This window comes from Streptomyces katrae, assembly GCF_000966975.1.
Classification (GTDB): Bacteria; Actinomycetota; Actinomycetes; order Streptomycetales; family Streptomycetaceae; genus Streptomyces; species Streptomyces katrae.
Map to the genome: position 1 here is coordinate 1 of NZ_JZWV01000211.1, position 18,847 is coordinate 18,847.

Here is an 18,847-nt window from a genome sequence, read left to right on the forward strand (position 1 = left end):
GGGCGGGGGTGCGCTGGCGGGGGACGGCCGGGAGGGGGAGGGAGGACAGCCGGGTCCGCAGGTCCGTCTGGCGGGACGTGGCGCGGACGGCGTCGTCGTGGGTCCATGCCAGTTCGCGGGAGAGGACCTGCGCCTCCGCGGGGTCGGCCGTGGCGTTCAGCCGGGCGGTCAGGGTCCGCAGGGCCTCCTCCACGGCGGCCCGCTGCTCGGTGGCCGCGGACAGGGACAGCAGGGTCCGCAGCTCCTGCGCGCCCTCCGGCCGGGCGTCCCAGGCGGCGACGGCGGCGGCCCGCAGGGCCGACGCGTACGCCGCCTCCTGCGCGGCGGCCCCCGGCGCTCCCGGGAGGTCCAGCAGGAGGGACTCCAGCAGGTCCCACGGGGGTACGGCGGCTCCGTCGAGGCAGGCCCGCATCCCCTCCGGGTCCCGCCGCAGGAACTCCCCGTACCAGCCTGCCCCGGGGTCCAGTCTCCGTGTCAACTCATGCAGGTATCGGGTGAGTTGACCGATCACGAGCGCAGTCGGCGTCTCCATCCCCGCATTGCACCGCACCAGCGTTACGGGCGCGCTACGGGAGTCTCAAACCTTGACGGCGAGCCCGCGTCCGCCGGAGTGGAGCAGGCGGCGGCCAGCAGGCCGGCCGCGAGTACGGCGCCGAGGAGCGCGAGACCGAGCCGCTTGGACGAGTTCCTGGTCGACACGCCTCCACCCCTGCCCCGGACCGGGCCGCCCCGATCAGCCATTGCGCCGTCCGGCCGCCGGAGACGACCCCGGAGGGGCCTCGGCCGTCAGGCGGGGACCAGCGCGCAGCGGCGTACGACCTCGTCCAGCGAGAGGCCGAGCGCCTCGGCGAGGGCGGCCACCGTGAAGAAGGCGGGGGTGGGCGCCCGGCCCGTCTCGATCTTGCGCAGGGTCTCGGGCGAGAGACCGGCGCCGGCCGCGACCTCGACCATGCTGCGGCCGCCGCGCGCCTCGCGCAGGAGTGCGCCCAGCCGCTCGCCGCGCTCGCGCTCTTCGGGGGTCAGGGGGGTTCGCACCATGGGTCCATCATACCCGGCAGGCCGATAACTATCCCGTTAAACTTATACCGGTATAGTTATCGGCATGGTGCATGTGAAGACGGATGAAGCGATCGACGAGATGCGTGCCGCGGGCCGGGTGGTCGCGCACGCCCTGACGGCCGTACGGGAGGCCGCCCGGGTGGGCGTGTCCCTCCTGGAGCTGGACGCGGTGGCCCGGGCGGTCCTGCGCGAGGCGCGGGCCACCTCCCCCTTCCTCGGCTACCGCCCGCACTTCGCGCCGGTGCCCTTCCCCGCGGTGGTCTGCGCCTCCGTGAACGACGCGATCGTGCACGGCATCCCCGACGGCTACCGGCTCCGCGACGGCGACCTGGTCAGCATCGACTGCGGGGCCAGGCTGCGCGGCTGGTGCGGGGACGCGGCGGTGAGCTTCACCGTCGGCCGGGCGCGCCCCGCCGACCTGCGGCTGATCGCCACCGCCGAGGCGGCCCTGGCGGCCGGCATCGCGGCCGCCGTACCCGGCAACCGGATCGGCGACATCGCGCACGCGGTCGGCAGCGTCTGCCGCGCCGCCGGCTACGGCATCCCGGAGGGCTTCGGCGGGCACGGCGTGGGCCGGAGCATGCACGAGGACCCGGGCGTCCCCAACGAGGGGCCGCCGGGGCGCGGCATGAGGCTGCGCCCCGGCATGGTCCTGGCGATCGAGCCGATGCTGATCGCGGGCGGCGGGGACGACTACGTCTGCGACCCCGACGGCTGGACCCTGCGCACCACCGACGGCTCCCGCGCCGCGCACGTGGAGCACACGGTCGCGATCACCGCCGGCGGTCCCAGGATCCTGACCGCCCTGTAGGGGTCGGACAGGCCCTACGGCCTCCCCTGCGGGTGGACGACCATCGCCGAGCCCCCGCCCCGCCGGGTGGTCTCGGCGGCGGCCAGCCAGCGGCCGTCGGGGAGGCGCTGGACGCCGGTGGCGGCGCCGATCTCCGGGTTCTGCCGGAAGGCCTGTCCCAGGCCCTCCAGCTCGGCGCGCAGCGGGCTGTTCCACAGGGCGGGTTCCAGCTCGGTCGTCGTCTGGTTGCGCTGGCTGGCGCGCGGCGCCTTGATCGCGTCGACCAGCGGCAGGCCCCGGTCCAGATGGCCGAGCAGGGTCTGCAGGACGGTGGTGATGATGGTCGCCCCGCCCGGGGAGCCGACGGCGAGGACAGGGCGGCCGTGGTCGAGGACGATGGTCGGGGACATGGACGAGCGCGGCCGCTTGCCCGGGCCGGGCAGGTTCGGGTCCGGGACGCCGGGGGCGGCCGGGGCGAAGGAGAAGTCGGTCAGCTCGTTGTTGAGCAGGAAGCCGCGTCCCGGGACCGTGATGGCGCTGCCGCCCGTGGACTCGATGGTCAGGGTGTACGAGACCACGTTGCCCCAGCGGTCGGCGACCGTCAGGTGCGTGGTGTTCTCCCCCTCGTACGTGGTCGGGGCGGCCTGCCCGGTGCCGCCGCAGGGGGCCGGGTGGCGCGGGTCGCCGGGGGCCAGCGGGCTGGTCAGGGCCTTGTCCGGCGTGATGAGGCAGCCGCGCGAGTCGGCGTACCGCTGCGAGAGCAGCTCGCGGGTCGGGACGGACTGGGCGGCCGGGTCGCCGACCCAGCGGCCCCGGTCGGCGAAGGAGATCCGGGAGGCCTCGATGAACCGGTGCAGGTACTGGGCTTCGGACAGCTTCGACAGGTCGGTGCGTTCGAGGATGTTCAGCGCCTCGCCGACCGTGGTGCCGCCGGAGGAGGAGGGCGCCATGCTGTAGACGTCCAGGCCCCGGTACTCCACCCGGGTCGGGGCCTGCCGCTTGGTCCCGTACGCACTCAGGTCGGCGGCGGTCAGGTCGCCGGAGCGGACCTTGCGGGTGGCGGCCGGGTCGACGGGGGGCTGGCGGACGGCCTTGACGATGTCGTCGGCGATCGGTCCCCGGTAGAGCGCGCCGGTGCCCTTGCGGGCGAGTTCGGCGTAGGTGGCCGCGAGGTCGGGGTTCTTGAACGTGGATCCGACGACCGGGAGTTGTCCGCCGGGCAGGAACAGCTTGCGGGTGTCAGGGAAGTCCTTGAACCGGCCCTGGTTGGCCTCGGTCTGGGCCCGGAAGGTGGCGTCGACGGTGAAGCCGTCGCGGGCCAGTTTCTCGGCGGGCCGCAGGAGTTGGGACAGCGGACGGGTGCCCCAGGCGTCGAGGGCGGTCTTCCAGGTGGCCGGGGTGCCGGGGACGCCGACGCTGCGCCCGCTGGTCTGGCCCTCTTCGAAGGGGATGGGGGCGCCGTTCTCCTGGAACAGGGTCTCGGTGGCCGTGGCGGGCGCGGTCTCGCGGCCGTCGATGGTCTGCACCCGGTGGGAGGCCGCGTCGTAGTAGACGAGGTACCCGCCGCCGCCGATGCCGGCCGAGTACGGTTCGGTGACGCCGAGCGCGGCGGCGGTGGCGACCGCCGCGTCCACGGCGTTGCCCCCGGCCCGCAGGACGGCGATCCCGGCCGCCGAGGCGTCGGCGTCGACGCTGGCGACGGCTCCTCCGTAGCCGACGGCCACGGGCACCTTGGCCGGGGCGGACTCCGGCGGGGGCGAGGGCGGGGCGGCGGCTCCGGTGGAGACGAGCGCCCCGGCGAGGGCTGCGAACGCTAACTGACGTGCTGCGGAAGCGCGCATCCGGTTCCTCCAGTCGACTGCCTGTCAGACCTTGGACGGGCAGCCTAGCTTCGCCGCACCCCCCGCGTCATGGAAGCGGTCCGGCGGCTACCATCCGCCGCATGAACGATGACGTGCGCAACATCGTGCTCGGGGTGGTGGCGACCGCCATCAGCGGTGGCTCCGGCTGGTTCACCCGTACGTACCTGTGGCGCCGGGCGCTGCGCCGCAAGCAGGCCTTCTTCGGGCTGCCGACCGGCTCGGACTGCCTGTTCGTGGTCAACCGGCAGATGGGCGGCACGGAGTCCTCGCTGCACCGCAATGACGCCTTCGCGCTGCTGGAGATATCCGCCCTGATAAAGGACTGCGGTGCCACGGTGCAGATCGTCACGCACGAGGCCCGCCAGGGTTTCGGCGAGCGCGCGGAGTTCTGCGTCGGCGGTCCGGCGTCCAACTCGCGTACGGTGGCGCACCTGCACTCGATGCTGCCGGGGGTCCGGGTCGACCTCTCGGCCGAGGCCGGACCGGACCGCGGGGCGATCACCATCGGCGGCGAGGCGTACCGCTGGGAGCCGGGACTCGTCGAGTACGTGTTGCTGGCGCGGCTGACGAGTGGCCAGGGGTCGCGGCCGGTGTTCCTGCTGTCGGGGCAGACCGCCATCAGCAACCTGGCCGCCGCCCGCTATCTGGCCCGCCACCACGAGAAGCTGGCCCGCACCTACCGCGGGGCGTCCTTCTGCCTGGTGCTGAAGGTGGTCAACTCCGAGGCGTACGGCCCCGATGTGACGGAGCTGGTCAGCGATGTCACCGCCGCGGCCCGGACACCCGCAGTGGCAGCCGCGTGATCCCGTTGATGAAGTTGGAGACCAGCCGCCGGGGTTCGGCGGTCAGTTCGGGCGCGGGCATCGCCGTACGCCACTCCTCGTAGAGGGTGCGCAGCTGGAGCCGGGCGAAGTGGGCGCCGAGGCAGACGTGCGGGCCGTCACCGAAGGAGACGTGCGGGTTCGGGGCGCGGCCGAGATCGAGGCGGTGCGGGTCGGTGAAGACGCGTTCGTCGTGGTTGGCGGAGGCGTGGAAGACGACCACCTTGTCCCCGGCGCGGATCCGGGTCCCGGCGAGTTCGGTGTCACGGGCGGCGGTGCGGCGGAAGCTGAGCACCGGCGGGTGGACGCGCAGGAGTTCCTCGACGGCCCGGTCGGCGGGGGCGGTGCCGTCGGCGAGGGTGCGGTAGGCGTCGGGGTCGCGGGCCAGGGCGAGAAGGCCGCCGGGGGCGGCGCTGCGTACGGTGTCGTTTCCGGCGACGGTCAGCAGGAAGAAGAACATCTCCAGTTCGGCGGGGTCCAGCCCGCCCTGGGCGAGGGCGGTCATCACGTCGTCGGCGGGGTGCGCGCGCTTGTACGCGGCGAGTTCCCGGGCGTAGTCGAACATCTCGCCGAGGAGGGCCGGTGAGCGCGGGTTGAGCGGTTTGCCGTCGGGGCCGAGGAGGGGGGCGGGGGCGTCTTCGGGGTCCTGGTAGCCGATGACCCGTACGGTCCACTCCAGCAGCAGTCCCCGGTCGGCGGCCGGGACCCCGAGCAGGTCCGTCAGGTTGAGCAGGGCGTACTCGTCGGTGACGGTGCGGACCAGGTCGGCGGCGCCGTCCTCGGCGCCGTCCCGGGCGGCGGCCAGGAGCGTACGGGCACGCTCGCGGGCGCGGCCGGCGAAGGCGTCGACCCGGGCGGGGGTGAACGCGCGGGAGACCAGGCGGCGCAGCCGGCCGTGCTCCGGAGGATCCTGGTTGAGCATGGTGCGCCGCAGGAAGGGCAGGTCGGCGGGGTCGGGGTCGCGGATCTGGGTGGCGCCGAGCCAGGAGGAGTACGCGGTGTGGTCGCGCAGGACGCGGACGACGTCAGCGTGCCGGGTGACGGCCCAGAACCCGGGCCCGGCGGGCCACCCCTGCACCTCGGGCTCCTCCTGCCAGGCCACCGGGTACCGCTCGCGCAGTACCCGGTAGCGCTCGTGCGGGACGCCCGCGGCGTAGAGGCGCGGGTCGAACACGTCGGGCACGCCGGGCAGTCGAGCGGCGACGGGGACGGGAAGGGGAACGGGAACGGGAACGGGAACGGGAACGGCGGGATCGGGTGCGGCGGGTTCCATGGTCCACAAGGTGACCGCACCCGCGGCTCGGCCGCAAGGGAGCGACGCCCCTCCCACACCGGCCCGACCGAGCGGCCCCGACCCCTCAGTGCCCCGCGTCGCAGCGGGCCGGGGGGAGGGTGGTGTCGGTGCCGCGCAGGGCCACCTCGTACAGGGGGTCCACCGTGGACAGGGCGGTGCACACCAGCTGGCGGCGGCCCAGCGGGTCGAGGCCGGCGACGGGGAAGGGCAGGCGCACCTCCAGCCGGTCGGTCACGGCGACGGCCACCCCGCCCTCGGCGGCCTCCTCCCCGGTCACCGGCACCCGGGTGCCCAGCCCCGCGTCCCGCTCGGCCGAGCCGGGGCCGCGCAGCAGTCCGATCACGCTGCCCCGGGGCCCGCCCTGGGTGTACTCGGGCTGCGGGGCGGGGACGAGGTGCCCGTCGGGGGTGACGAAGTAGGCCATGGAGCCTCCGGCGCGGGCGACGGCGACCCGGGCGGCGGCGCCGCTCTCCACGACCCCGGTGGGCTTGATCCCGCAGGCGGTGGCGGCCAGCAGCGGGGCCAGCAGGGCGGCGGCCACGGCCGGACGCCGCAGCGGCAGGCTCACGGGGCCGCCTCCAGCGGCATGTCGAGGGTGAACACCGCTCCCCCGAAGCCGTCCGCTCCCTCCGCGGCGTTGGCGGCGCTCAGCGTGCCGCCGTGCAGCCGGACGTTCTCCAGGCTGATCGCGAGGCCGAGTCCGCTGCCGGCGGAGCGGGCCCGGGCGGCGTCGGCCTTGAAGAAGCGGTCGAAGATGTGCGGCAGCACCTCGGGGGCGATCCCGGGTCCGCTGTCGGCGACCTCCACGACGAGCCGCTCCCCTTCCGGGGCGGGGGCGGTGCGCACCCCGATCCGTACGGGCGCGGCGCCGTGCCGCAGCGCGTTGCCGACCAGGTTGGCGAGGACCACGTCGAAGCGGCGGGGGTCGAGGCGGGCCCGGACCCCCTCCGGCAGGTCGGTGCTGACCCGCTCGTCGTCCCAGTGGCGGCGCTGGAGGGTCTTGCCCACCGCTTCGGCCACGTCCACGTCGTCGAGGTTGAGTCCGGCGGCCCGGGCGTCGAAGCGGGAGATCTCCATCAGGTCCTCGACGAGCACGGCGAGTTTGCCGGTCTCGGCGCTGATCAGCCGCAGGGCCTTGGCCGTGTCGGGGTCGAGCTGTTCGGCGTCCTCGTCGAGCACCTCGGTGACGGCGAGCATCCCGGCGAGCGGGGTGCGCAGTTCGTGGGAGACGTCGGCGGCGAACCGGCGGGCGCGGGCCTCCGCCTCCCGCAGTTCGGCCACGGACTCCTCCAGCGCTCCGGCGGTCTCGTTGAAGGTGCGGGCGAGACCGGCCAGTTCGTCGGCGCCGCGGACCTCGATACGGGTGTCGAGGCGGCCCCGGCCCAGGTTCTGGGCGGCGCGGCGCATGTCGCGTACGGGACGCAGCACGCTGCGGGCGGCGAGCAGGGCGGGGACGACCGAGATGGCCAGGCCCGGGACGGCGCCCTGCTTGGCGGCCTGGACCATGGCGTCGACGGTCTGCTGTTCGGTGGAGAGGGGCATGACGGCGTAGAGGACGGCCCCGGTGGCCTCGCGGGCGCCGTTGTGGAGGAAGACGGCGGGCATGCCGATGGTCAGGTAGGGCTCGCCGCGGTCGTCGGTGACCCGTTGGAACGCCCCGTGCGGGTGGGTGGACACCTGGCTGCGGAGGGTGTCGGTGAGGACGTCGGAGACGGGAGAGCCGAGGTCGGCGGAGGAGGCGCGCAGGGTGCCGTACTCGCCGAAGACCACCCAGGGGTGGGGTTTGCCGCGTCTGCCGACCTCGTCGACGACGCGCTGGAGCTGGCGCTGGTCCAGCGGGAGGGTCAGGGCGACGGTCTCCAGCTGGTCGCGCAGGGTGCTGACGGCGGTGTCCTGGCTCTGGGTGAGGACGGCGCTGCGCGCCTGCCGGTAGGTGAGGGCTGCGGTGCTGACCGCGCAGATCGCGGCGACCAGGAGGAACGCGGCGATCAGGCGGGTGCGCAGGCCGAACGGCGCGCGGCTGGGCACAGGGGTCTCCTAGAGCGGCCCGAAGCGGTAGCCGAAGCCCCGCACCGTCTGTATGTAGCGGGGGCCGTGGGCGGGGTCCTCGATCTTGTGGCGGAGCCGGCGGACGCAGGCGTCCACGAGCCGGGCGTCGGCGTGGTAGCTGTGCTCCCACACGCTCTCCAGCAGTTGCTGGCGGGAGAAGACCTGTTCCGGGGCGGCCGAGAGGTGGAGCAGGAGTTTGATCTCGCTGGGGGCGAGGGCGAGCCGTTCGCCGTTCTTGGCGACGGTGAGTCCGGCGCGGTCTATGGCGAGCTCGCCGTGGTGTTCGACGCCGTGCCGGCCGGGGGTGTCGGGGCGGCGGCGCAGGACGGCCCGGACGCGGGCCTCGATGATGGCGGTGCGGGCGGGTTTGACGATGTAGTCGTCGGCTCCGGCTTCCAGGCCGACGACGATGTCGAAGTCGTCGCCGCGCGCGGTGAGCATGATGATCGGGACGAGGCTGGTCTCGCGGATCCGGCGGCAGACCTGGACGCCGTTGATCCCGGGCAGCATCAGGTCGAGCAGGACGAGCTCGGGGTCGAAGGCGTCCGTGAGGGCGAGGCCTTCCTCCCCGGTGCCGGCGGCTCTGACCTCGTGGCCTCTGCGACGCAGGCCGAGGGCGACTCCTTCCCGGATGGAAGGGTCGTCCTCGATCAGCAGTACGCGTGGCATCCGGTCCAGTATCCCAGGGTGTTCACCCGCCTTGCCTCCCCCTATCGGCCGGTCTTGCGGCGCAGGGAGTCCAGCAGGTCGGTGATCTCGGTCAGGCGCAGGGGCCTGGCGAGGAGTACGACGACCAGGGCGAGCGCCGCGGTTCCCGCCCCGGCCGCGGCGAACGCGCCGAGGCCGTCGGCGGCGCGGGCGGCCCCGTATCCGGTGGCGGCCGCGGGCAGGCAGGCGGCGAGCAGCTTCAGGTGGGTGCGGGCGGCGGTGGTGCCGCGGGGACCGGGGCGCGGGCCGAGCCGGCGGGCGAGGGCGTACGCGGTGACGGCGGCGCCGCCGATGAAGGCGAGGGAGGTCGCCGCGGCCATGCCGGTGACGGCCCAGCGGGGGTGCGGGTGTCGGAGAGGGCGTAGAAGCCGCGGGCGAGGACGTACTGGGCGGAGTAGGCGATGAGGCCGGGGGCGAAGGCCATGAGCATGCCCGCCATGGCGGCGACGCCCTCGGTGGTGACGGATCCGTATCCGGAGACGCAGTCCATGACCCATGGGGCGAGCGCGGCGAAGAGGGCGGCCGCGGGCAGGACGAGGGCGGCGCTGGAGCGCAGGGCGTACGAGACGTCCTCGCGGACGGCGCCGAGGTCGCCCGCGGCGGCGGCCGAGCTCATCCGGGGCATGAGGGCGGTGACCAGGGAGACGGTGATGATGCCCTGCGGGACGATCCACAGCTGGTAGGCGCTGCTGTAGGCGGCGTAGCCGAAGCCGGCGCCGCCCGGCTGGTCCTGGACGGTGGTGGAGGTGGTGGAGAGGCTGGTCACCACCCAGTAGGCGAACTGGTTGGTGAGCACGAGCAGGACCAGCCAGCCCGCGTTGCGCAGGGGGCGGGTGAGGCCGCTGCCGCGCCAGTCGAAGCGGGGGCGCCAGCGGAAGCGGGCGGCGCGCAGGGAGGGGATCAGGGCGAGGGCCTGGACGACGATGCCGGCGGTGGTGCCGAGGCCCAGCAGCCGGGTCTCGGCGGCGGTGAGACCGTTCCGGCCGCCGCCGGAGGCGTACAGGAACCAGCCGAAGACGGTGATGACGACGAGGTTGTTGAGGACCGGGGTCCACATCATCGCGCCGAACCTGCCCCGGGCGTTGAGTACCTGGCCGAGCAGGGTGAACAGGCCGTAGAAGAGGATCTGCGGCAGGCAGAGGCGGGCGAGGGCGACGACCGTGTTCCGCTCCGCGTCCGTGTAGGTGGAGGGGGTGTACGCGTCGATGACCAGCGGTGCGGCGAGGACGGCGGTGGCGGTGAGCACGAGGAGCGCCACGGTGCAGGCGGTCAGCAGCCGGTCGGTGTAGGCGGCCCCGCCGTCGCGGTGTTCCTTGGCGGCGCGGACCAGCTCGGGGACGAAGACGGCATTGAGCGCGCCGCCTATGAGCAGCATGTAGATGATGTTCGGCACGGTGTTGGCGACGGCGTAGCCGTCGCCGAGGAAGGCGGTGCCGAGCGCGGCGAGGACCACGGCGGAGCGGACGAATCCGGTGGCGCGGGAGACGACGGAGCCGGCCGCCATCAGGGCACCGCTGCGCAGCACCGAGCCCTTCGCGGTGGCCGGCTGGTCCACTGCGGGCGGCCTGGTGTCGGTGGCTGTCACGGGTGGTCTCCCAGTGGTTCGGGGGGTGCGGGGGGCGAAGCTGGAGGGTACCTCGCGCCGGGGCGGCGGCCCGTGCCCCGGAATTGGCTTCCGTCAGGTGCCGTTCGGCTCTTTTCGTGGCGCCGAAGGTCCTTTATCCGGAGCCGGAACGGTTTTCGGACACGGCCCTTGAGAACCGGTCACCGCCCCCGCCTAAGCGGAATGTGACCGTCTGGCAACCGTTTCGCTGCGGCCCATGTCACAACGGCAAGGGACGGCCTTTTCCGCGGAATGCGCAACCTAAAGTCGTCCCGTTCACTCCTTCCTTGTGGACGATCATTGCTTCGGAGGGACTTTCCTTGAGCCGCTCACGCCGTACCGCACTCCCGCGCCGCCGGGTCCGCCATGCCGCGCTCGCCGGCACCGCGCTGCTGGCTGCCGCGCTGACCGCCTGCTCGGGCGGCTCCGGCGACGGTGCGGACGGCGGCGGCAAGGCGGCGGACGCGAAGAACAAGGCCCCCATGGCCGTTTCGGTGAACCTGACGGACGGCCAGGTCAAGTCGGGTGAACCGGTCAAGGTGACCATCGCCGACGGCAAGCTGGCACAGGTGAAGGTGACGGACGGCAAGGGCGGGGAACTGGCCGGGCAGATCGCCGCCGACGGCAAGAGCTGGACCTCGGGCCGCAACGCCGCGCCGAACACGGACTACAAGGTCGAGGCGCAGAGCACCGACAGCCAGAGCGCGGGCACGCAGTTCAAGACCTCGGCCGCCGACAAGGTGAACAAGGTCTCCATCAACGTCGCGAAGGGCAGCACGGTCGGGGTCGCGATGCCGGTCTCGCTGGTCTTCGACAATCCGGTGAAGAACAAGGCCGAGGTCGAGAAGCAGCTGAAGGTGACCACCTCGAACAACACCGAGGGTTCCTGGGGCTGGTTCAAGGACTATTCCGGCAACGACCGGGTGGACTGGCGGCCCAAGGACTACTGGAAGTCCGGCACCGACGTGAAGGTGGAAATGAACCTGAACGGTGTGGACTCCGGTCCGGGCGGCGGACTCTTCGCCCGTGATTACACCACCGAGTTCAGGATAGGCAAGGACCGCCGGATGGAGGTCAGCCTCGACACCAAGAAGATGTCCATCACCGAGGACGGCCAGGTCGTCAAGACGGTTCCCGTCTCGGCGGGCACTCCGGGCGGCGAGAAGGCCTCCTGGTCCGGGAAGATGGTGCTGATGTCGAAGGAGGGCACCATCTTCATGGACTCCCAGACGGTGGGCCTCGGCGACTCCTACGCCAAGATGGTCGACTACTCGATGCGGCTGACCTGGTCGGGCATGTACGTGCACGCCGCCCCGTGGAACGACGACAAGTTCGGCAAGACCAACGCCAGTTCCGGCTGCGTGGGGATGAGCAACGCCAACGCCAAGGCCGTATACGAGCAGGCGCAACCGGGCGACCCCCTGGAGGTGGTCGGCAGCGGTTCGAAGGGCAAGGCGGACCTCGGCAACGGCTACGGCGAGTGGAACCTCCAGTGGGACCAGTGGAAGGCCAAGAGCGCGCTGACCGGCGCCACCCAGGCGGGCTGACTCCGGCCCGGTGCGGGCGGCGGCGGACCCTGACGTTCCACCAATTGTTACCGCTACGTAACTTACTGACGGGTTACCTTGGGTAAGCCCCTCCCGTTACCGTCGGGTCACTTTCGGACACCGGCGCACGCGAGGAGCGTTCGATGAGAGCCCGCCCCCACACCGCAGCGGCCGCGGCCGCCCTGATCGCGGCGGCCGCCCTGGGCCTGGCCCCTCACCAGGCCCAGGCGGCCCCCGCCACCGTCCCCCTGTCATCCCCACAGGCCTCCTCCGACCTGCGCTTCTACGACATCCCCGGCTCCGGCGGCATCACCCTCAAGGGCAACGTCTTCACCCCGTCCGGTGCCGAACCCGGCCGCAAGTACCCGCTGATCGTGCTCCCCACCAGCTGGGGCATGCCCCAGGTCGAGTACCTCGCCCAGGCCAGGCAGCTGGCCGACTCCGGCTACACCGTGGTCAGTTACACCTCCCGGGGCTTCTGGCTCTCGGGCGGCCGGATCGAGACGGCCGGCCCGGCCGACATCGCCGACGTCTCCGCCGTCATCGACTGGGCCCTCGCCACCACTCCCGCCGACCCGGCCCGCGTGGGCCTGGGCGGGGTCTCCTACGGAGCGGGCATCAGCCTGCTGGCCTCCGCGCACGACCCCCGCGTCAAGGCCGTGGTCGCGCTCAGCGGCTGGGCCGACCTCATCGAGTCCATCTACTCGGGCCGCACCCAGCACCTCCAGGCCGCCGGGCTGCTCGGCGCCGCCGGCTACCTCACCGGCCGCCCCGGCCCCGAACTCCAGCAGATCCTCGGCGACTTCCTCGGCTCCAGGCTGGAGAACGAACCGGCGATGATCGAATGGGGCAGGAAGCGCTCCGCCTCCGAGCAGGTCGACCGGATCAACGCCAACGGCGCCGCGATCATGCTGGGCAACGCCTGGGGCGACACCGTCTTCCCGCCCAACCAGTACGCGGAGTTCTTCGAGAAGCTCACCGGCCCCAAGCGCCTGGAGTTCCGCCCCGGCGACCACGCCACCGCCGAGGCGACCGGCCTGCTCGGACTGCCCAACGACACCTGGACCAACGCCCACCGCTGGTTCGACCGCTACCTCAAGGGCGAGCGCAACGGGGTGGACACCGAGGCCCCCGTCCAGATCAAGTCCCGCAGCACCGGCGGCTACGAGGGCTACGCCGACTGGAAGTCGGTCGGCTCCGGCGGGCGGGAGCGGCTCGCACTCGACGGCAGCGAGCACGTGTGGGCCAACGTCGACTCCGGCGCCGACGGCGGGATCGTCCTCCTCTCCAGCGTCCTCGACCAGTTCGCCAAGGCGCCCCCGGCCGTCTCCGTCCCCCTGCTCCCCCGCGCCTTCGCCGCCGTCTGGCAGTCCCCGCGCTACGACCGGGAGCGCCGTGTGCGCGGCACCGTCCGCCTGCACACCACCGTCACGCCCACCAAGGGCGACGGGACCTTCGTCGCCTACCTCTACGACGTCGGCCCGCTCGGCATCGGCAAGCTGGTCAGCAACGCCCCGTACACCTTCCACGGGAAGACCCCCGGACAGTCCTTCGGCGTGGACCTGGACCTCTTCTCCACCGCCTACGACGTGCCCGAGGGCCACCGGCTCGCCCTCGTCGTCGACACCGTCGACCCGCTCTACATCGAGCACAACCCCACCGGCGCGCAGCTGACCTTCTCCTCGCCGCGCACCGACCCCTCGTACGTCTCGGTGCCGCTGCGCGAGCAGTGATCCGCGGCCGCGGCCGGTGGGGGTCACCTCCCCGGCAGCACCGTCCCCGGTTCGGCGGGAGCGACCTCGACGGCCTTGGTCTTGGGGCTGCGGCGCTCCCGCCGGGCCACCCAGGTGGCGAACCAGGACAGCAGCATGCACATCCCGATGTAGATCGGTGAGATGACCATCACGACGGGGATGAACGGCAGGTCGTAGTCCAGGTTCGAGGCGATCAGCTTCCCCGCGTGCAGGAACTCCTCGTACGTGATCAGGAAGCCGAGCGAGGTGTCCTTCAGCGCGACCACCAGCTGGCTGATGATGGCGGGCAGCATCGCCCGGACCGCCTGCGGGGCCAGGACGAAGGTCATCACCTGCGTCTTGCGCATGCCGAGCGCGTACGCCGCCTCGCGCTGGCCCCGCTCCACGGAGTTGATGCCCGTACGGAAGACCTCGGCCAGCACCGAGCCGTTGTACAGGGTCAGCCCCGCCACCAGCGCGGGCAGCGGCTGCACCTTCAGCGCGACGAAGATGAAGAAGATCATCACCAGCACCGGCATGGCCCGGAAGAACTCCACGCACAGCGTCGCCGCCCAGCGCACGGGCCGGTGCGCCGAGAGGCGGCCGGTGGCCAGCACCGCGCCGAGCACCATCGAGAGCACCGAGGCGTAGACGAAGGCCCTGAGGGTGTTGCCCAGGCCCTTGAGGAGCAGCTCCTGGATGCCCTCGTAGACGAAAGGGCGCCATTTGGCAGCCGTGAACTGGTGGGTGTCGAAGAGCAGGTAGAGGATCCAGGCGAGCAGGCCGAGGATCACCACGGTCGAGACGATCCCGTAGAGGAAGTGACGGCGCAGGGCGTTCGGGCCGGGCACGTCGTAGAGGGCCGTGGACTCCTGGTCCCCGTGCAGCGCGTGCGCGGTCATCGGGCGACTCCGTAGCGCTTCTCCAGCACGTTGAAGAGCGCGCTGATGGACAGGGTGATGATCAGATAGCCCACGGCGATCCAGACGAAGGTCCAGATGATGTTGTAGCCCATCTCGTTGAGGGGCTTGTACGTGCCCAGCAGCTCGGTGACGCTGAAGGCGCCGGCGATGGCCGAGTTCTTGGCGAGGGCGATCAGCGTGGACCCGATGGGCGGGATGACGGAGCGGAAGGCCTGCGGGAGCACGACCGTGCCCAGGGTCTGACCGAAGGTCATCCCGAGGCTGCGGGCCGCCTCCCCCTGCCCCTTGGGCACGGTGTTGATGCCCGAGCGCAGGGCCTCGCAGATGAAGGCCGAGGTGTAGCAGCCGAGCGTGAGGACGGCGAAGAGCTGGAACGGCAGGACCACCCCGAACCGCGGCAGGCCCAGCAGCACGGCGAAGAACAGCAGCGTCAGCGGGGTGTTGCGCAGCACGTTCACCCACACCGTGCCGAAGACCCGGAAGGAGCCGACGGGCGCGACGCGGAAGGAGGCCATCAGGAAGCCCAGGACCAGGGCGAGGAGCGAGGCGTAGACGGTGAGTTGGACGGTGCCGAGGAAGCCCTGGACGTAGAGCTCGAAGTTGTCGGTGAGTACGTGCACGGTGTGCGCTCTCCCCTCAGCCCGCGGGGTAGCGGTCGATGGCGGGCGGTTTCGGGGCCGGCTGGCCGGAGAGGCCGAGGGTGGCCTCGTAGGCCTTCTTCCAGTCGCCGTTCTTCTCGTGTGCGGCCAGGGCGTCGTCGAGGGCGAAGCGCAGGGCGTTGTCGGAGCGGGGGACGCCGATGCCGTAGGGCTCCTGGGAGAAGGGCTTTCCGACGACCTTGAGCTCGTCGGGGACCTTGGCGGCGTAGCCGAGGAGGATGGAGTCGTCGGTGGAGACGGCGTCGACCTGGTAGGTCAGCAGGTTGTCCACGCAGACCGAGTAGGTGTCGTAGGCGACGAGCACGGCCTTGGGGAAGTCGTTCTGGAGGCGCTGGTAGGGGGTGGAGCCGGCGGCGGAGCAGACGCGTTTGCCGGCGAGGTCCTCGGGGCCCTTGATGTCCTTCTCCCCGCGGCGGACCAGCAGCGACTGGCCGGCCATGAAGTAGGGCCCGGCGAAGCCGACCTGCTTCTTGCGCTTGTCGTTGATCGTGTAGGTGCCCACGTAGTAGTCGATCTGGCCGTTCTGCAGGGCCGTCTCGCGGTTGGCGGAGGCGATCGTCTTGAACTCGGTCGTCTTGGGGTCGAAGCCGAGGGAGGCGGCCATCATCTTGGCGATCTCGATGTCGAAGCCGGAGTAGCGGCCGGAGGCGGGGTCCTTCTCCCCCATGTACGGCTGGTCCTCCTTGGCCCCGACCACGAGGTGGCCGCGTCTCTTGGCCTTCTCCCAGGTGGGCGAGGCGGGCAGGGTGAAGTCGGTGTCCACCCGGTACACGGGCAGGTCCTCGGGCTGGGGTCCCTTGACCGGGGGACTGCCGCTCTTCCCGCAGCCGGCGGCGGCGGCGAGGAGGGCGAGGGCCAGGGCGAGGGCGCGCAGGGGGTGCTTCACGGGGCCGCCCCTCAGTGCTTGAGGATCTTGGAGAGGAAGTCCCGGGCGCGTTCGCTCTCCGGGGCGGTGAAGAAGGCCTCCGGGGTGCGGTCCTCGACGATCCTGCCGTCGGCCATGAACACGACGCGGTTCGCGGCGGAGCGGGCGAAGCCCATCTCGTGGGTGACTACGACCATGGTCATGCCCTCGGCTGCGAGCTGCTGCATGACCTCCAGCACCTCGTTGATCATCTCGGGGTCGAGGGCGGAGGTGGGCTCGTCGAAGAGCAGGGCCTTGGGGTTCATGGCCAGGGCGCGGGCGATGGCCACGCGCTGCTGCTGCCCGCCGGAGAGCTGGGCGGGGAACTTCTCGGCCTGGCTCGCGAGGCCGACCCGGTCCAGGAGCTCCCGGGAGCGCTTGTCCGCCTCCTCCCTCCCCCGTTTCCTGACCTTGATCTGGGCCAGGGAGACGTTGGCGAGGACGGTCTTGTGCGCGAAGAGGTTGAAGGACTGGAAGACCATGCCGACCTCGGCGCGCAGCTGTGCGAGCTCCTTGCCCTCGGCGGGCAGCGGGCGGCCGTCCAGGAGGATCTCGCCGGATCCGATGGTCTCCAGGCGGTTGATGGTGCGGCAGAGGGTGGACTTCCCGGAGCCGGAGGGGCCGATGATCACCACGACCTCCCCGCGGCCGACGGTGAGGTTGATGTCCTGGAGGACGTGCAGATCCCCGTAGTGCTTGTTGACGTCCCGCAGCTCGATCAACGGTTCGACGGCCATGCGCTGCCCTGCCCACTTGTCGGTGTCGAGGTCAGCGCAAACTATCCAGCCGCCGGAGGGGAGTTCCCCCCGACACGCCCGAAAGGTACATAAAGTACATTGACCCTTTAATTGAGCAGCGTGGTCAGCTCTCGGAGGCCTCGGCGTAGGCCTGGCTGAGCTCGGGGGAGCCGGTCATCGCCCAGGACACCCCCGACTCGATCACGTTCAGCTCCCGCCCCGAAGCCAGCCGGATCACGGGCTGCCTGTCGGGCCGGACCTGCCAGCCGGTGCCGGGAACGGTCCGGACGATCACGGTCCCGAGGTAGAAGCCCGCGTCGTTGCCGAGCCAGGGCACCGCCTCGGGGTCGCGGCGCCAGCGGGGCATCAGCTGGTCGAGGGCCTCCAACGAGGCCGGGGTCTGGTCGAGTTCCAGTCCCTCGGCCCACGCCTGGGCGCGCAGCATCTCGCACTCCGCGAACAGCTCGCCGATGCCCTCGGGATCGTCCGCGAGGGCGGCGGCGAGTCCCACGGCGCCCTGCTGCGTCTCGTCCCGGTGGAGCCAGTTGGCCAGGAAGGGGATGCGCATGCCGACCAGCCTGGCACCCGGACGCCCGGCTGGCCACAGGGCGCGCCCCGATCTCCCGGAGGCTTCTACAGATCGAGGTCGACGACGACCGGGGCGTGGTCGGAGGCGCCCTTGCCCTTGCGCTCCTCGCGGTCGACGTAGGCGTCCTTGACGGCCTTGACGAAGGGCTCGTTCCCGTACACCAGGTCGATGCGCATGCCCCTGTTCTTGGGGAAGCAGAGCTGGCGGTAGTCCCAGTACGTGTACGGGCGGTCGTACTTCAGGGGGCGGGGCACCACGTCGGAGAGGCCGGCGCCGCGCAGCGCCTCCAGGGCGGCGCGCTCGGCCGGGGTGACATGGGTGAGGCCCTCGAAGACCGCCGGGTCGTACACGTCCTCGTCGGTGGGGGCCACGTTGTAGTCGCCGAGCACCGCGAAGGGGCGCGGGCCGGCCGCGTCCGCGGCGATGGCGGTGGTCAGGGCGCGGAACCAGTCCAGCTTGTAGCCGTAGTGGTCGTGCTCGACCTCGCGGCCGTTGGGCACGTACACCGACCAGACGCGCACCCCGCCGCAGGTCGCCGAGATGGCCCGGGGCTCCTGCACGCCCTCGTAGTCCGGGCCGCCGGGCAGCCCGACGACGACGTCCTCCAGCCCCACCCGGGAGAGCACGGCGACGCCGTTCCACCGGCCGGTGGCGTTGACGGCCGACTCGTAGCCCAGCTCGCGCAGCGCGTCGGCCGGGAACTGCTCGGCCGTGCACTTGGTCTCCTGGACGCAGAGCACGTCGGTGCCGGAGGCCTCCAGCCAGGCCAGCAGGCGGGGCAGCCGGGCGGTGATCGAGTTGACGTTGAACGTGGCGATACGCATGTCCACCAACCTACCGCCCGGCACCGACAGTCAGAGGGCGGCGCTCTCTCCGGCCCCGAGGCGGCTGTGGGGGGCGCCGCCGAGCTTGTCCAGGGTGAAGTCGTAGATCGGCCGGGCGATGTCCGCGAGGTAGGCGTCGTGGATGTCGACGGCCCGGCGCGGCTTGACCTCGCGGACGTAGTCGACCACTTCGGCGATCTTGTTCCAGGGGGCGTGCACCGGCAGCAGCAGCGTGTCGACGGGGGCGTCCGGGACGGTCAGCGCGTCCCCGGGGTGGAAGAGGGAGCCCTCGACCAGGTAGCCGACGTTGGTGACGCGCGGGATGTCCGGGTGGACCACGGCGTGCAGCTCGCCGTGGACCTGCACCTCGAAGCCAGCGGCGGTGAAGGTGTCGCCGTGGCCGACGGTGTGCACCCGGCCCGGGTAGGCGGGCGCCATCCGCTCCGCGACGCTGCGCAGGGTCCACAGGGCCGCCGCCGGGTTGGCGTCGAGGGCGGCCCGCAGCCGGCCCTCGTCGAAGTGGTCGGGGTGCTCGTGGGTGACCAGCAGGACGTCCGCCCCGAGGCCGGCGTCGGGTTCGCTGAAGACGCCCGGGTCGATGACGAGCGTGTGCCCGTCCTTCTCCAACTGGACGCAGGAGTGGAGCCGTTTGGTGAGCTTCATGATCCCCACCCTATGCCGCGCGGGCCAGGGGGTGTCGCGAGAGTCCTGCGCGGTGCCCGCGGTGTCCGGTGCGTGCTCTCGG

At 72.1% G+C, this 18,847-nt stretch carries 17 protein-coding genes and 2 pseudogenes; 4 read left to right on the forward strand and 15 right to left on the reverse strand.

Translation table 11 applies throughout. From position 1 onward, the window contains the following. Positions 1–478: pseudogene (locus tag VR44_RS09705) on the reverse strand (hypothetical protein); the annotation flags it as partial. 308 nt (positions 479–786) lie between these two features. After that, the gene (locus VR44_RS09710; protein ID WP_045947012.1) at positions 787–1,038 is read right to left on the reverse strand and encodes a helix-turn-helix domain-containing protein; all 252 of its coding nucleotides are present in this window, start codon (positions 1,036–1,038) and stop codon (positions 787–789) included. A gap of 64 nt (positions 1,039–1,102) precedes the next feature. Here VR44_RS09710 and map point away from each other — a divergent pair, with 64 nt between their 5' ends. Further along, a complete protein-coding gene (map, locus tag VR44_RS09715) occupies positions 1,103–1,870 on the forward strand; it encodes a type I methionyl aminopeptidase (RefSeq protein WP_045947013.1) in 768 nt (255 codons plus the stop codon). 14 nt (positions 1,871–1,884) lie between these two features. On the opposite strand, the gene ggt is transcribed toward map, so the two are convergent. Beyond that, positions 1,885–3,690 carry a gamma-glutamyltransferase gene (gene ggt / locus VR44_RS09720; RefSeq protein WP_045947014.1) on the reverse strand — a complete coding sequence of 602 codons (1,806 nt, stop codon included), beginning with the start codon at positions 3,688–3,690 and terminating at the stop codon, positions 1,885–1,887. A gap of 101 nt (positions 3,691–3,791) precedes the next feature. Here ggt and VR44_RS09725 point away from each other — a divergent pair, with 101 nt between their 5' ends. Then, positions 3,792–4,514 (forward strand): hypothetical protein, encoded by a 723-nt coding sequence (locus VR44_RS09725; RefSeq protein WP_045947015.1) that lies wholly within the window; start codon positions 3,792–3,794, stop codon positions 4,512–4,514. Here the strand turns inward: VR44_RS09725 and VR44_RS09730 are convergent. The 5 genes and pseudogenes from VR44_RS09730 to murJ all read right to left on the reverse strand — a co-directional run bounded on the left by VR44_RS09730 (position 4,474) and on the right by murJ (position 10,168). Continuing rightward, positions 4,474–5,805, reverse strand: a complete 1,332-nt coding sequence (locus VR44_RS09730; RefSeq protein ID WP_245691656.1) for a cytochrome P450 — start codon at positions 5,803–5,805, stop codon at positions 4,474–4,476. The two genes, VR44_RS09725 and VR44_RS09730, sit on opposite strands and share 41 nt — an antisense overlap. Positions 5,806–5,890: 85 nt before the next feature. Next, entirely contained in the window at positions 5,891–6,394 is a 504-nt protein-coding gene (locus VR44_RS41050) for a hypothetical protein (protein WP_052713528.1), read from the reverse strand. After that, a complete protein-coding gene (locus tag VR44_RS09740; RefSeq protein WP_045947017.1) occupies positions 6,391–7,854 on the reverse strand; it encodes a sensor histidine kinase in 1,464 nt (487 codons plus the stop codon). The genes VR44_RS41050 and VR44_RS09740 overlap by 4 nt, the downstream gene beginning before the upstream one ends. Before the next feature lie 9 nt (positions 7,855–7,863). Further along, positions 7,864–8,544: a response regulator transcription factor gene (locus VR44_RS09745; RefSeq protein ID WP_045947018.1), complete on the reverse strand. Its 681-nt coding sequence runs from the start codon at positions 8,542–8,544 to the stop codon at positions 7,864–7,866. 41 nt (positions 8,545–8,585) lie between these two features. After that, positions 8,586–10,168: pseudogene (gene murJ, locus VR44_RS09750) on the reverse strand (murein biosynthesis integral membrane protein MurJ). Between the two features lie 338 nt (positions 10,169–10,506). Here murJ and VR44_RS09755 point away from each other — a divergent pair. Beyond that, the gene (locus VR44_RS09755; RefSeq protein ID WP_045947019.1) at positions 10,507–11,733 is read left to right on the forward strand and encodes a L,D-transpeptidase; all 1,227 of its coding nucleotides are present in this window, start codon (positions 10,507–10,509) and stop codon (positions 11,731–11,733) included. Positions 11,734–11,876: 143 nt separating this feature from the next. Continuing rightward, positions 11,877–13,466, forward strand: coding sequence for an alpha/beta fold hydrolase (locus VR44_RS09760; RefSeq protein ID WP_045947020.1), 1,590 nt, complete (start codon positions 11,877–11,879; stop codon positions 13,464–13,466). 23 nt (positions 13,467–13,489) lie between these two features. Here VR44_RS09760 and VR44_RS09765 read toward each other — a convergent pair whose 3' ends face one another. The 7 genes from VR44_RS09765 to VR44_RS09795 form a co-directional block, all read right to left on the reverse strand. Further along, positions 13,490–14,368 (reverse strand): amino acid ABC transporter permease, encoded by an 879-nt coding sequence (locus VR44_RS09765; RefSeq protein WP_045947021.1) that lies wholly within the window; start codon positions 14,366–14,368, stop codon positions 13,490–13,492. Next, a complete protein-coding gene (locus VR44_RS09770; RefSeq protein WP_045947022.1) occupies positions 14,365–15,009 on the reverse strand; it encodes an amino acid ABC transporter permease in 645 nt (214 codons plus the stop codon). The genes VR44_RS09765 and VR44_RS09770 overlap by 4 nt, the downstream gene beginning before the upstream one ends. A gap of 16 nt (positions 15,010–15,025) precedes the next feature. After that, complete coding sequence (locus VR44_RS09775; protein ID WP_045947023.1) at positions 15,026–15,934, reverse strand: glutamate ABC transporter substrate-binding protein; 909 nt, start codon at positions 15,932–15,934, stop codon at positions 15,026–15,028. An 11-nt stretch (positions 15,935–15,945) separates the two neighbouring features. Next, a complete protein-coding gene (locus VR44_RS09780; protein WP_045947024.1) occupies positions 15,946–16,689 on the reverse strand; it encodes an amino acid ABC transporter ATP-binding protein in 744 nt (247 codons plus the stop codon). Between the two features lie 124 nt (positions 16,690–16,813). After that, positions 16,814–17,257: a DUF6278 family protein gene (locus VR44_RS09785; protein WP_045947025.1), complete on the reverse strand. Its 444-nt coding sequence runs from the start codon at positions 17,255–17,257 to the stop codon at positions 16,814–16,816. Positions 17,258–17,322: 65 nt separating this feature from the next. Then, entirely contained in the window at positions 17,323–18,102 is a 780-nt protein-coding gene (locus VR44_RS09790) for an exodeoxyribonuclease III (protein WP_045947027.1), read from the reverse strand. A 30-nt stretch (positions 18,103–18,132) separates the two neighbouring features. Continuing rightward, complete coding sequence (locus VR44_RS09795; protein ID WP_045947028.1) at positions 18,133–18,765, reverse strand: MBL fold metallo-hydrolase; 633 nt, start codon at positions 18,763–18,765, stop codon at positions 18,133–18,135. Positions 18,766–18,847: the final 82 nt, after the last annotated feature.

What these genes read in the sequence shown, in the direction of transcription:
- VR44_RS09710 (WP_045947012.1), bottom strand. Translation starts at nt 1,038, where the DNA reads ATGGTGCGAACCCCCCTGACCCCCGAAGAGCGCGAGCGCGGCGAGCGG.
- map (WP_045947013.1), top strand. Translation starts at nt 1,103, where the DNA reads ATGGTGCATGTGAAGACGGATGAAGCGATCGACGAGATGCGTGCCGCG.
- ggt (WP_045947014.1), bottom strand. Translation starts at nt 3,690, where the DNA reads ATGCGCGCTTCCGCAGCACGTCAGTTAGCGTTCGCAGCCCTCGCCGGG.
- VR44_RS09725 (WP_045947015.1), top strand. Translation starts at nt 3,792, where the DNA reads ATGAACGATGACGTGCGCAACATCGTGCTCGGGGTGGTGGCGACCGCC.
- VR44_RS09730 (WP_245691656.1), bottom strand. Translation starts at nt 5,805, where the DNA reads ATGGAACCCGCCGCACCCGATCCCGCCGTTCCCGTTCCCGTTCCCGTT.
- VR44_RS09745 (WP_045947018.1), bottom strand. Translation starts at nt 8,544, where the DNA reads ATGCCACGCGTACTGCTGATCGAGGACGACCCTTCCATCCGGGAAGGA.
- VR44_RS09760 (WP_045947020.1), top strand. Translation starts at nt 11,877, where the DNA reads ATGAGAGCCCGCCCCCACACCGCAGCGGCCGCGGCCGCCCTGATCGCG.
- VR44_RS09765 (WP_045947021.1), bottom strand. Translation starts at nt 14,368, where the DNA reads ATGACCGCGCACGCGCTGCACGGGGACCAGGAGTCCACGGCCCTCTAC.
- VR44_RS09780 (WP_045947024.1), bottom strand. Translation starts at nt 16,689, where the DNA reads ATGGCCGTCGAACCGTTGATCGAGCTGCGGGACGTCAACAAGCACTAC.
- VR44_RS09785 (WP_045947025.1), bottom strand. Translation starts at nt 17,257, where the DNA reads ATGCGCATCCCCTTCCTGGCCAACTGGCTCCACCGGGACGAGACGCAG.
- VR44_RS09790 (WP_045947027.1), bottom strand. Translation starts at nt 18,102, where the DNA reads ATGCGTATCGCCACGTTCAACGTCAACTCGATCACCGCCCGGCTGCCC.
- VR44_RS09795 (WP_045947028.1), bottom strand. Translation starts at nt 18,765, where the DNA reads ATGAAGCTCACCAAACGGCTCCACTCCTGCGTCCAGTTGGAGAAGGAC.